General features: G+C 38.1%; 11 protein-coding genes and 1 pseudogene. 8 read left to right on the top strand and 4 right to left on the bottom strand.

Annotated features, from left to right (window positions below; all coding sequences use genetic code 11):
* Positions 1-41: 41 nt before the first annotated feature.
* Complete coding sequence (locus HMPREF2933_RS04095) at positions 42-989, bottom strand: 2-dehydropantoate 2-reductase (RefSeq protein WP_024051583.1); 948 nt, start codon at positions 987-989, stop codon at positions 42-44.
* A gap of 197 nt (positions 990-1,186) precedes the next feature.
* Between HMPREF2933_RS04095 and ligA the strand changes: the two genes are divergently transcribed.
* The 5 genes from ligA (at position 1,187) to kphA (ending at position 7,076) form a co-directional block, all read left to right on the top strand.
* Positions 1,187-3,145, top strand: a complete 1,959-nt coding sequence (gene ligA, locus HMPREF2933_RS04090; RefSeq protein ID WP_024051582.1) for an NAD-dependent DNA ligase LigA — start codon at positions 1,187-1,189, stop codon at positions 3,143-3,145.
* 8 nt (positions 3,146-3,153) lie between these two features.
* Positions 3,154-4,113 (top strand): diacylglycerol kinase family lipid kinase, encoded by a 960-nt coding sequence (locus HMPREF2933_RS04085; protein ID WP_024051581.1) that lies wholly within the window; start codon positions 3,154-3,156, stop codon positions 4,111-4,113.
* A gap of 13 nt (positions 4,114-4,126) precedes the next feature.
* A complete protein-coding gene (gene pulA, locus HMPREF2933_RS04080) occupies positions 4,127-6,427 on the top strand; it encodes a type I pullulanase (protein WP_070672558.1) in 2,301 nt (766 codons plus the stop codon).
* A gap of 118 nt (positions 6,428-6,545) precedes the next feature.
* The gene (gene rpsP / locus HMPREF2933_RS04075; RefSeq protein ID WP_003024685.1) at positions 6,546-6,818 is read left to right on the top strand and encodes a 30S ribosomal protein S16; all 273 of its coding nucleotides are present in this window, start codon (positions 6,546-6,548) and stop codon (positions 6,816-6,818) included.
* 18 nt (positions 6,819-6,836) lie between these two features.
* The gene (kphA, locus tag HMPREF2933_RS04070; protein WP_003001620.1) at positions 6,837-7,076 is read left to right on the top strand and encodes an RNA-binding protein KphA; all 240 of its coding nucleotides are present in this window, start codon (positions 6,837-6,839) and stop codon (positions 7,074-7,076) included.
* Between the two features lie 44 nt (positions 7,077-7,120).
* Here the strand turns inward: kphA and HMPREF2933_RS09975 are convergent.
* The 3 genes and pseudogenes from HMPREF2933_RS09975 to HMPREF2933_RS04050 form a co-directional block, all read right to left on the bottom strand.
* Positions 7,121-8,433, bottom strand: a pseudogene (locus HMPREF2933_RS09975) (IS3 family transposase).
* Positions 8,434-8,532: 99 nt separating this feature from the next.
* Complete coding sequence (locus HMPREF2933_RS04055) at positions 8,533-9,042, bottom strand: transcription repressor NadR (protein ID WP_070672554.1); 510 nt, start codon at positions 9,040-9,042, stop codon at positions 8,533-8,535.
* A gap of 38 nt (positions 9,043-9,080) precedes the next feature.
* Positions 9,081-9,605, bottom strand: coding sequence for an ECF transporter S component (locus tag HMPREF2933_RS04050; RefSeq protein ID WP_024051575.1), 525 nt, complete (start codon positions 9,603-9,605; stop codon positions 9,081-9,083).
* A 143-nt stretch (positions 9,606-9,748) separates the two neighbouring features.
* Here HMPREF2933_RS04050 and HMPREF2933_RS04045 point away from each other — a divergent pair, with 143 nt between their 5' ends.
* From HMPREF2933_RS04045 to HMPREF2933_RS04035, 3 genes are read left to right on the top strand one after another with little or no spacing between them, the layout of a single operon-like run.
* Complete coding sequence (locus tag HMPREF2933_RS04045; protein WP_024051574.1) at positions 9,749-10,612, top strand: GNAT family N-acetyltransferase; 864 nt, start codon at positions 9,749-9,751, stop codon at positions 10,610-10,612.
* Positions 10,613-10,667: 55 nt separating this feature from the next.
* Positions 10,668-11,300 (top strand): copper homeostasis protein CutC, encoded by a 633-nt coding sequence (locus HMPREF2933_RS04040; RefSeq protein ID WP_070672551.1) that lies wholly within the window; start codon positions 10,668-10,670, stop codon positions 11,298-11,300.
* A gap of 12 nt (positions 11,301-11,312) precedes the next feature.
* Positions 11,313-11,984 carry an MmcQ/YjbR family DNA-binding protein gene (locus tag HMPREF2933_RS04035; protein WP_070241669.1) on the top strand — a complete coding sequence of 224 codons (672 nt, stop codon included), beginning with the start codon at positions 11,313-11,315 and terminating at the stop codon, positions 11,982-11,984.
* Positions 11,985-12,022: the final 38 nt, after the last annotated feature.

Below are 12,022 nucleotides of genomic sequence, written 5' to 3'. Positions count from 1 at the left end.
TTTTATGATTTTTGTAAAAACAATGAATTTTCTAGCTAAGTTTATTTTGCACCTAATAATTGTTCTTTACAATGGACGAGTTCGGTTATAAGGGCACAGTATGGCGTGTCTACACCATATTGTTGTCCCTTTCGTGCAATAGCTCCGTTGATATAATCAATTTCTGTCAAACGATTGTACTCGTTCAAATCTTGATACATTGACGGATAATGTAAGCCAATTGTATCGCGATTATAACAATTCTTTTCAATGTAGTCCACGGTTTCTGTGACATTCAAGTCTACATTTTCGTGTTTTGCAACTTCTGCAAACTCGCTAACAATTTTCACAACAATATTATGTGCAGGAGTAGTGTCTCCAAAGTCTGCCATATTAGCAAGCAAAAGGGTACACAGACTATTCATCGTTCCGTTGACACAAGCTTTTTTATAAATGGCATATAAGATATTTTCTGTGTATTGCGCATTTAATCCGGCAGAATTCAAGGTTTCAATGACTTTATAAGCTGCTTGTTCGGCTTTTGGATCTGCGACTAAATTCTTCAAAGCGATTGAGCCGTTTCCGAATAATTTTGCACGTTCAGGTTCTTCCATACCAGCAGTCCACATGGTATTTCCAATCATAATTTGATTTCTTGGGACATATTTTTCAATGACTTCTTCGTGACCAATCCCATTTAATAGACAGAGAACAGCAGTATTATCATGTATCAAAGGTTGAATATCTGCTAACATCGCTTCTAGCTGCATGGCTTTTGTAAACAGAATAATTAAGTCATTAGATAAGGTTGGATCTACTTCACTTTGCAAATAGATGGGCAACTTGGCAACAACTTCTTCGCCGTTTAAGTTAGCTTGTAAGCCATCTTTTTGGATAGCTGTGACATGTTCTTTCCAACCATCTACTAAAGTCACTTTATGCCCTGCTCGATGCAACATCAGAGCAAAGCGGCTACCCATGGCACCGACACCTGCAATTGTAATATTCATACTAACAATTCTCCTAGCTTTTTATTTATAGTATATTTTACTTCTTTTATGTATTTTAATCAATTAAATTTTGGAAATTTATCATATTTGATGTGACGATGATTATTTTTCTGCTATTTTACATTTTTGTCTAATTTTTTGTAAAGAATATAGGTAAGAATGCTGTAGAAACACATGAATTATGATAAAATAGAAATATGAAAGACAGAATGTTAGAACTGGTGAAGTTGCTCAATCAGTATGCTCATGAATATTATACGACTGATAATCCAAGCGTATCGGACAGTGAATATGATAAGCTGTATCATGAATTATTAGATTTAGAAAAGCAGTATCCAGAGTTCGTTCAGCCTGATAGCCCAACTCATCGTGTGGGAGGTAAGGTTTTAGAAGGTTTTGAAAAATACCAACACCAGTATCCGCTCTATAGTTTGCAGGATGCTTTTTCACGTGAAGAGTTAGATGTATTTGATGCACGGATTCGGAAAGATTTTCCAGATGTTAGCTATCTATGTGAACTAAAAATTGACGGCCTCTCTGTTTCTCTCATGTATGAAAAGGGGATTTTAGTTGCAGGAGCGACTCGCGGAGACGGTTCTGTTGGTGAAAATATCACAGAAAATCTGAAAAGAGTGAAAGATATTCCTTTAAAGTTGCCAAGCGAAGTTGATATGACTGTCCGTGGTGAATGTTATATGCCACGTAGCTCTTTTGATGCGGTGAATCAGCTACGTCAGGAAAACGGAGAACCAGAATTTGCTAATCCGAGAAATGCAGCGGCAGGAACATTGCGTCAGTTGGATACGGCGATTGTTGCCAAGCGAAATCTTGCAACCTTTCTCTATCAAGAGGCCAGTCCGACAAGTGCGACGAGCCAAGAAGCTGTTTTAAATCAGTTATCTAAAAATGGATTCAGTGTGAATGAGTGGCATATTTTGGCACATTCGATGGATGAAGTGTGGCGGTTTATTGGACAAATCGCTCAAGAACGCGACCAGTTACCGTATGATATTGACGGTGTTGTAATCAAGGTAAATGATTTGGCGGTACAAGAAGAGCTTGGTTTTACCGTAAAAGCACCTAAATGGGCGATTGCTTACAAATTTCCAGCCGAGGAAAAAGAAGCGCAGCTTTTATCAGTTGACTGGACGGTTGGGCGGACTGGAGTTGTTACGCCGACCGCTAACTTGACGCCTGTGCAATTAGCAGGGACAACGGTCAGCCGAGCCACTTTGCACAATGTAGATTACATTGCTGAAAAAGATATTCGCAAAGACGATACAGTTATCGTTTATAAGGCGGGCGACATTATTCCGGCTGTTTTGCGAGTGGTTGAAAGCAAGCGCCAATCAAAAGAGAAATTGGAGATTCCAAAGAATTGTCCAAGTTGCAACAGCGAGTTGATTCACTTTGAAGATGAGGTTGCTTTGCGCTGTATCAATCCACGTTGTCCTGCACAAATCAAAGAAGGCTTGATTCATTTTGCTAGTCGCGATGCCATGAATATCACTGGTCTTGGTCCTGCTGTTGTAGAAAAGTTATTTGATCAGCAGTTGGTAAATGATGTGGCTGGCATTTATCGCTTGACTGTCGAAGATTTGCTGCAATTGGAAAATTTTAAGGAAAAATCAGCTAATAAGTTGTATACTGCTATTCAGGCTTCCAAGGAAAATTCTGCTGAGAAATTATTATTTGGCTTGGGCATTCGCCATGTTGGAAGTAAAGCCAGTCAGATTTTGTTGGAGCATTTTCATGATTTGGAGCAATTAGCAAAAGCAAAAAGAGAAGAAATTGCTGCGCTGGATAGTCTAGGAATGGTGATTTCTGAGAGTCTTTCCAGCTATTTCGCACAAGAAGGAACTCATATTTTATTGTCGGAATTAAAAGAAGCGGGATTAAATTTCACCTACCTTGGCGAAAAAGTGGCAGCAGATGCAGCGCTTTCTGGATTGACCGTTGTTTTAACAGGAAAATTGGAACGTCTCAATCGTTCAGAAGCAAAAGCGAAATTAGAAAGTTTAGGTGCAAAGGTGACGAGCTCGGTATCTAAGAAAACAAGTCTAGTCGTTGCCGGAGCAGATGCAGGAAGTAAATTAACAAAAGCTCAAGAGTTGGGCATAACCATTCGTGATGAAGCTTGGCTTGAGAGTTTATAGAGGTTTGTATGGAAACAGCTAGAAAAAGAGCACGATTGATTTATAATCCGACCTCTGGTCAGGAAATTATTAAAAAAAATATCGCAGAAGTTTTAGACGTTTTAGAAGATGTAGGCTATGAAACAAGTGCTTATCAGACGACGCCAGCTCCTTTATCAGCTCAAAATGAAGCAGAGAGAGCAGCCAAAGCGGGATTTGATTTAATTGTTGCAGCTGGTGGCGATGGGACAATCAATGAAGTGGTCAATGGGGTAGCACCGTTGAAAAATCGTCCAAAGTTGGCGTTTATTCCAACTGGTACGACCAATGATTATGCACGCGCCCTCAAGATTCCAATGGGGGATCCGGTGGCAGCAGCTCGTATCATTGAAAAAAATCAAACTATAAAAATGGATATTGGTCAGGCTTATGGGAAAAAATATTTTATTAACATTGCTGCAGCGGGAACTTTGACAGAATTGACCTATAGTGTTCCAAGTGAAGTCAAGTCACGTCTAGGCTACCTTGCCTATGTCGCAAAAGGAGCAGAAATGCTGCCAAAATCTAAATTACGCAAGGTACACATTGAGCACGACCACGGTGTGTTTGAAGGTAAGGTCTCTTTGATTTTTGTTGCCTTGACAAATTCAATCGGTGGTTTTGAAAAATTAGCGCCAGATACAGTGCTAGATGATGGTAATTTTACCTTGATTTTGGTGAAAACTGCTCGGTTGTTTGATATGTTGGCGTTGATGATTCAAGCAATCAATGGTGGTCAACATGTGACAGATGTGAATGTAGAATATTTAAAAACAAGTAAGTTAAAGTTAGAAGTTTTAGACAAAAAAGCCCCATTCATGTTAAATCTGGATGGCGAATATGGTGGAGATACTCCTGTTGAATTGGAAGTTCTTCATAACCATTTAGAATTTTTTGCAAATATTGATGAGATTAGCGATAGTGCTTTGTCATTGGAGAATAAAGAATAATCAGGAGAATGTGATGTTAGACTATCGTGTCTTAATCCATTACCATAATCAATTAGGAAATTATGCAGCCTATAATATGTGGAAATGGCAAATGAATAAATGGGGAGAAGAGAGTACTTTTTCCCAGTATGATGATTTCGGGATTCAAGGAACCTTGTCCTATAAAAGCGAACAAGCTTTGAGTAATGTCCATGTCATTGTAAAAACAACCGATTGGTCTCATCAGTCGGTTGACTATTCCATTCAGTTGTTACCATCTCATTTAGTGACTGAGGTTTGGATTATAGAAGGAGACAGTCAAGTTTATTATTCTAGGCAGGCTGCTATGACTAGTCCGTATCATGCAAAGCAAGATCCTCATGCTTTTGATATGGCATTAGACAGCAAACATTTTGATCAGCATTGGGGGTATCAAGGTTGGTTAGGGTGTCGGTATAATGGTGAACAAGCAGAATTCAAACTCTGGGCACCGACTGCAAAAAAAGTTCAGCTAGTAGTCTACAAGAATAGCACTAACAAAGCGAAAATCTGGAAGGTCTACGACTTACAAAGAGGAGAAGATTTTTCCAAAGATCATGCTAAAAATACAATCGGAATTTGGTCTCGAGTGATTTCAGATGACTTGGCAAATAAAGCCTATCAGTACCAGCTAGAGTTTGAACATCACAAAACAGTAACACGCGATCCGTATGCGGAAGCCGTAACGGAAGATGGAAAGCGTTCTGTCATTTTATCGCCTGCGGAGCGAAATCCAAAACATTTCCAAGTGAAACAAGGGCAACAGGCAATTTGGCGTCTAAAGAATCCTTGTCAAGCTGTTATTTATGAGATGCATGTACGAGATTTGACGAAGTCTAGCAGTTCTGGCGTGTCTAAAAAACACCGAGGAACCTTTTTAGGGGCTTGTCAAAAAGGAACCAAAAATCGATCTGGCCAGGCGACGGGATTTGATTATATCCAATCTTTAGGTATCAATGTTGTACAATTGCAGCCCATCTCTGATCGACATAAAGAGTATGATTGGCATGGAAATGTGACCTACAATTGGGGGTATGATCCACAAAATTACAATGCTCCAGAAACAAGTTTTTCAACTGATCCAGCAAACCCATCTCAAGGAATGCGGGATTTAAAAACGATGATTCAAGCCTATCATGATGCGGGCATTTCCGTAGTGATAGATGTCGTGTATAACCATATTTATTCGACTCATGATTCACCGTTTCAACAAGCAGTGCCTGATTATTACTATCGAATGAATCCAGACGGATCTTTCCAAAATGGAACAGGTGTGGGGAGCGAGACAGCCAGCGAGCATGAAATGTTTCGTAAATATATGATTGATTCTATCCTTTATTGGGTAAAAGAGTATAATATTGATGGTTTTCGTTTTGATTTAATGGGCATTCATGATATTGAAACGATGCGTCAAATTCGGGAAGCGTTAGATAAAATTGACCCGAGAATTCTCACATACGGTGAAGGTTGGGATATGGGGACAGGATTGCTTCCGCTTGACAAAGCCAAAAAAGATAATGCCTTTGAATTACCTAATATCGGATTTTTCAACGATACTGAACGTGATGCTATCAAAGGCGCAGAGGTTTATGGTGGTTTGAAAGCTGGCTTTGTAAGTAGTCAAGCGACAGAATCAATTGTTGCCAAGGCAATTCTAGGAAGTAGTGAACTAGGAACCTATCTGGAGCCAAAACAAGTTGTTAATTATGTAGAAGCGCATGATAATTACAATTTGCACGATTTGTTAGCTGAACTGCACCCAGATGATGATGAATTGACTCGTACTAAGCGGATTGAATTAGCAACTGCGATGAATCTCCTCTTGCAAGGCATGAGTTTTATGGAGTTGGGACAGGAATTTTCACGTAGCAAGCTAGTAGCAACTGGAGAAAATGGTCAAACTATTCAGGAAGATTATGAACGTGCTATGAATAGTTATAATGCTCCTGATACTGTTAATCAGGTAAATTGGGATTTGATAGCTGATCACCAAGAAAGTATCAACTATATCAAACAGATGATCCATTTAAAAACGACAACAAAAGAATTTTCTTACCAGCATTATGATGACATTTACCATCATGCCTTTGTACATTCGGCGCATTCCGGAAGTGGAATTGTCATTTTTGAAGTGAAAGATGATAATTATTACCTCGTAATTTTTAATGCAAGTGGTGATAGATACAATATTGAAGATATTGAAAATTTGAAACTTGTAGCTGGAAATAGTCGTCAAGTTAGCGATTCTTTTGTTGAAGATCTGACAGCTACAGTCTTTGAAGTCGTAGAATGGTAATATCAAAAGATGTCAAGATTTTTTCTTGACACCTTTTCTTTCTTGTGATAAGATAGAGTGTGTTGGGAATAGTTCTGCTATTCCTAAAAATAAAAAAGAGAAAAGAGAAATTTTTAAAATGGCAGTTAAAATTCGTTTAACTCGTATGGGTTCTAAGAAAAAACCTTTCTACCGTATCAATGTAGCAGACTCACGTTCACCACGTGACGGACGTTTTATCGAAACAGTTGGAACTTACAATCCACTTGTTGCTGAAAACCAAGTAACTTTAAAAGAAGATCGTATTCTTGACTGGTTGTCAAAAGGTGCTCAACCTTCTGATACTGTTCGTAACATTCTTTCAAAAGCTGGCGTTATGAAGAAATTCCACGATTCTAAATACTCTAAATAATAGAAGTGCAGGTTGACTATGGACACGATTGAAAATCTTATTATTGCGATAGTGAAACCTTTGATTTCACAACCAGATGCTTTAACTATCAAGATTGAAGATACACCAGAATTTTTGGAATATCATTTAGATCTTGACCCTAGTGATGTTGGACGTGTAATCGGTCGTAAAGGTCGCACGATCTCTGCGATAAGAACGATTGTTTATTCTGTCCCAACCGAAGATAAAAAAGTCAGAATTGTTATTGATGAGAAATAAAAATGGAGCCATTCTGTACTGACCCCCAAAAGTTGGACAAATAATTATTGAAAGGATTTAGTTCTGTATTGCACAGGGCTAAGTCCTTTTAGTTTGACCTTAATTCGTTTGTTGTTGTAATAATCAATGTAGTTCACAATAGCTTGTTCAAGGTCTTGTCTTCTAAAGACCTAAAGTGATTCTCATAGCCATAAAACATTTCGGATTTCAAAATGCCAAAGAAAGATTCCATCATACCATTGTCTGGGCTATTACCCTTGCGCGACATAGATGCTTGAATTCCCTTACTCTCTAGGAAATGATGATAAGAATCGTGTTGGTATTGCCAGCCCTGGTTGCTATGGAGAATCGTATTCTCATAGTGTTTCTCTGTGAAGGCCTGTTTTAACATGCTCTTCACTTGTTCCAAGTTCGGTGAAGTAGAAAGATTATAAGCGATGATTTCACTGTTGAAACCATCTAAAACAGGTGATAAATAGAGTTTCTGCGTGCCATTCGGAATAGAAAACTCTGTCACATCCGTATAGCACTTTTCCATTGGCCTCGATGCTTCAAACTGGCGTTGAATGAGATACTCTGCTTTCTTGCCAATCTCTCCTTGGTAGGAAGAATACTTCCGTTTGCGACGAATTCGAGCCTATGATTAATCACAAATCCGCGATTCCTTAATTCTAAATGGATTCGACGATAGCCATAGTTGCCTGTATGTTCATTATAAATGGCTTGTATTTCATCCTTTAGATCTTTATCCTTATCTGGTTGATCCAGCTGTTTCAATTGATAATAGTAAGTTGAGCGAGCTAAACATGCTGTTTCAAGAAGTAAATATAATCGAAATCCTCCTGAAACCATTTCTCTAACTGTCTCTGCCTTTCTCGCTCTAAGGCTTCGTCCCTTTCCTCTAACTTTTTAGGTAGGCCACCTCAGTACGTAACCGTTCATTCTCCTCCTGAAGTCGCTCTAGTTCTGTCATTTCTTCCCAAGTTTTCTTCCGTTTACGTCCCATTTTAGCTGGTCTCCCTTTTGTTTTCTCAACAAGAGTATACCCGTTTTTCTTGTATTGCGCCAGCCAATTTGGAAACATTCCTTGGTTTGGGAGGGCATAATCAAGACTAACACTTCTTTGCGAACGACCTTCAAGAAGAACTTTATCAATCATTTCTTGTTTTAATTCTGGAGAATAATAACGATTCTTTCCTTTCTTGACTATTTCTATCCCGTAACGAGCAATCAAACTAAACATGTATGTCAGTGTAGAAATACGTACTCCAAATTTATTTGAGAGTTGCTTTAAGCTGATTCCTTGTTTTTTTAGTTCATAGATTTGCACTTTATCTTCATAACTCAATTTCGTAATAAAATACCCCAAAAGTTAGATTTTTTCTGTCTAATTTTTGGGGTGCAGATCATTCAGGCTCTATTTTTTTGAAATCTATGTAGAAATCATGTTTGAATTTTATAATAAAAATCCCAATTTTTCTAGTGCTTTTTCGACATAGTCTAAATCTTGTTGCGAATCAGCTTCTACTAGATGATAATGGACACCGTCTGTCAATTCAGATAAACCGCGGAAATTGGTCTCGTGAATTTGTTGAATGAAATGCTGAACATCTCTGCGGCAAGTTAATTTCAGATAGGTTTGAATTTCCCCATAAACGGGATGCTCTACCATAATATTTTGAACTCGTCCACCATTATCTACAATTTCCAGTAATTCCGCTTCAATATCTTCAATCGTATGCTTAACTTTAAAAAGCTGGTGATAATATTTAGCAGTATCATTCGTTTTGTAAATATAGCCTCGATTTGTGCTAATAATAGGAGCGCCATCTGCTCGTAAAACGGCAATGTCTTGTACAATGATTTGTCGAGTAACATGGAATTTCTCTGCTAAAATTTGTCCATTTAAGGGAGTTTCCGCAGTTTTTAAAAGCTGTAATAAATCTGTTCTTCTTTGTTTTATCATAAATTCATTGTAGAATAAATCTGTTAAATATTCAAGATTTAGCGGATTTTTTGTAGAGCTTTATAGATAAATTGTGCAATGATAAAATCAACGATACTATGAATGATAGTTCCAACTCCTACAAGGATGAAAAGCAGATAAAACATATTTGCTGGAAAAGAAGTTGAGGCGTAAAAGATGAGGCAAGCAAGGACTTCAGCAATTGCATGAATAAAAGCAAGGACAATATTAAGAATCCAAGTCTGGATTGGTTTATCTAAAGTTTTAGGATATTTTTTTAGATAAAGAGCGCCTACCAAGCCGAAGCATAGGTGCGACAGGGCACGAAGAACGATAACAATGGGATAACCAGCTACTAAAAAACCAAAAGTAGATCCTAGAATAACGATCAAAGCCATTAACGGCGAGATAAACATGGCTAAAAAGATGGGAACATGGCTTGCCAAAGTGTAGGATGCAGGCGGAATAATAATCTTTGCAGGCATAACCATGGGAATAACAATAGCTAGTGCGGTCAGAAGAGCTGTAAGAGTTATAAATTGATTTTTTGTTTTAGGTTTCATAATTTTCTCCTTTTTACTGTATATACACAAGTATAGTATACTGTTTTTTCAGGTAATGTCAAGAGAAAATTTTGATAGAATAGGACAGAATTCCTAAACAATCTGTGTCATTTCTGTTAGAATGTCAGTAAGAGGAGAATATTATGATAGATGTAAAGAAACAACCAGAGTATATTTCCATTGATTCTTCCTTACGTTTGCGAAAGTATGATGGACAAGCTCACCTCGCTTTTTCTTGGTATCAAGACCTTGAGGTAATCCGTTTGACTGATGGTAGTAGAGCGCCTTACACACTTCAACGAATCAAGAAAATGTATGATTATCTTACTCAGCAGGGAGAAGTGTATTTTATTGAAGTTTTGACAAATGCAGGGTGGCAGCCGATTTGTGATGTGAGTTTTTGGCAAGAGGACATGCCGATTGTTATTGGCAATTCAGCTTATCGTGGTCAGGGAATCGGGAGGACAGTTGTTCAGGTATTGATTGAACGCGGACGTAAGTTGGGTTATAAGCGCTTGTATGTTCAAGAAATCTATGATTATAATGAAGCTTCTAAGAAGATGTTTGAGTCAGTAGGGTTTTATCCTTTGGAAAAGACTGGAAATGGGCATCGCTATGCTTTGGATTTGATGCTTCCTTTGTCAGCTATTCAACCAAGTCAATTTTATCTTTCTGAGAAGAAATTAGAGCAGGTACAGATATGGTTCGATACAAAGGACATAAACGCCTTAAATCCTTTACCAATTAAGCGATTGAAAGGTAAAATCTTTTTAACTGATGGCCACAGCAGAGCATTTATAGCCTATCAAGCTGGTTTTGAAGAGATTCCAGTTTATGCAGAAGAGGACAATTTGAATTGGGATTTCTATTACTATTGCCTTCAAACTTGTGAAGAAAAAGGAATTTTTACGATAAAAGATTTAGAAAATCGTATCTTGTCTGAGTCGGATCATAGGAAAAAATGGTTGGATTGGTGCCAGCGAGTCGCGAAAGATTTTGAAGAATAAATAGTAATTATGTTATAATAAACAAGAAAATGCTTTCACATAGAAGAGGTCGAAAATGATTTATGAATTTTGTGCAGAAAATGTGACTAATTTGGAAAAAGCCATGCAGGCTGGTGCTCGACGAATTGAACTTTGTGATAATCTAGCAGTTGGCGGAACAACGCCTAGTTACGGTGTCATAAAAGCGGCTGTTGAGCTAGCAAAACCTTACAATGTGACCGTTATGACGATGATTCGTCCACGCGGGGGAGACTTTGTATACAATAACTTGGAATTGGAAATCATGCTAGAAGACATTCAAATGGCGCGCAGCGCTGGGACACACGGACTTGTTTTTGGTGTTTTGACAACTGCTAATAAAATTGATTATCCAAAAATGGCAAAATTATTAAAAGCCTCGCAAGGGCTGGAAGTCGTCTTTCACATGGCTTTTGACGCTACTCCAAGAGAACATCAATTTAGTGAAATGGACTGGCTAATGGAACATAGCGTGAAACGGATTCTAACTCACGGTGGACTGGCAGAAGAGCCGATTCAAGAGCATTTTTCTTGGTTATATGAATTGATAAATCATGCAGCTGGTAGGATTGATATTTTACCAGGAGGCGGTATTACGGTTGATAATCGTGATGAAATTGTTGCAAAGCTCGGCGTCAATCAACTTCATGGTACCAAAATTGTATTTTAGAAAGTGAAGATCATGTTAGACTTATTTGAGAAATATCAAGCAAATCCAGAAAAATTACAGGTATTTGGTTTTGAAAAAAGAGGAGAAGAGTTTGTTTATTCTCAGGAAATAATGAATGGTGATTTTCTGTTACAGCTAAAACTTCAGGGTGAGAAGCTGGACTACCAAGTGTTTGACCAAGAGGCTGGTGATGAATACGTGCAAGTCAAAATGAAGACTATGACAGGTGAATTTGTCGGTCAAGTCCGTGAAGCTTGTCAGGAGATTTTTTTGATGATTCGAGCTAATTGTTTTGAGGAAGTTGGCTTTCTTTATGAACAGAGCAGTCGCTTGCAAGATTATGTTGCAAAAACCTATGATGGAAAGCTAGAATACCTCTGGGAAAAGTCTTCCAGGAAGAGTTCTACCAAAGCTGGAGTTTTCCGTCATCAGGACAGTAAAAAATGGTATGGAGCCTTTCTGACTACAGATTGGTCTAAGTTTGAAAATGGCAAAACTGGTCAAATAGAAGTGCTGAATGTCAAAAACAATCAAGTAGCTAATTTGCTTAAGAAAGCAGGAATTTACCCAGCATTTCACATGAATAAAAAATATTGGCTGAGCCTGCCCTTGGATGATACTTTGACGGATACAGAACTTTTTTCCCTTTTAGATAAGAGTTTTGAATTGACCCAAAAGAAATGAGGAACACAGTTAGGTTGCGCTAGCTGCGTTTTATTTTT

Source organism: Streptococcus sp. HMSC066F10 (assembly GCF_001813805.1).
Classification (GTDB): Bacteria; Bacillota; Bacilli; order Lactobacillales; family Streptococcaceae; genus Streptococcus; species Streptococcus vaginalis.
Note: the sequence above shows the minus strand (reverse complement) of the source record. Positions and strands in the feature narration are given on the sequence as shown.

What these genes read in the sequence shown, in the direction of transcription:
- HMPREF2933_RS04095 (WP_024051583.1), bottom strand. Translation starts at nt 989, where the DNA reads ATGAATATTACAATTGCAGGTGTCGGTGCCATGGGTAGCCGCTTTGCT.
- ligA (WP_024051582.1), top strand. Translation starts at nt 1,187, where the DNA reads ATGAAAGACAGAATGTTAGAACTGGTGAAGTTGCTCAATCAGTATGCT.
- HMPREF2933_RS04085 (WP_024051581.1), top strand. Translation starts at nt 3,154, where the DNA reads ATGGAAACAGCTAGAAAAAGAGCACGATTGATTTATAATCCGACCTCT.
- pulA (WP_070672558.1), top strand. Translation starts at nt 4,127, where the DNA reads ATGTTAGACTATCGTGTCTTAATCCATTACCATAATCAATTAGGAAAT.
- rpsP (WP_003024685.1), top strand. Translation starts at nt 6,546, where the DNA reads ATGGCAGTTAAAATTCGTTTAACTCGTATGGGTTCTAAGAAAAAACCT.
- kphA (WP_003001620.1), top strand. Translation starts at nt 6,837, where the DNA reads ATGGACACGATTGAAAATCTTATTATTGCGATAGTGAAACCTTTGATT.
- HMPREF2933_RS04055 (WP_070672554.1), bottom strand. Translation starts at nt 9,042, where the DNA reads ATGATAAAACAAAGAAGAACAGATTTATTACAGCTTTTAAAAACTGCG.
- HMPREF2933_RS04050 (WP_024051575.1), bottom strand. Translation starts at nt 9,605, where the DNA reads ATGAAACCTAAAACAAAAAATCAATTTATAACTCTTACAGCTCTTCTG.
- HMPREF2933_RS04045 (WP_024051574.1), top strand. Translation starts at nt 9,749, where the DNA reads ATGATAGATGTAAAGAAACAACCAGAGTATATTTCCATTGATTCTTCC.
- HMPREF2933_RS04040 (WP_070672551.1), top strand. Translation starts at nt 10,668, where the DNA reads ATGATTTATGAATTTTGTGCAGAAAATGTGACTAATTTGGAAAAAGCC.
- HMPREF2933_RS04035 (WP_070241669.1), top strand. Translation starts at nt 11,313, where the DNA reads ATGTTAGACTTATTTGAGAAATATCAAGCAAATCCAGAAAAATTACAG.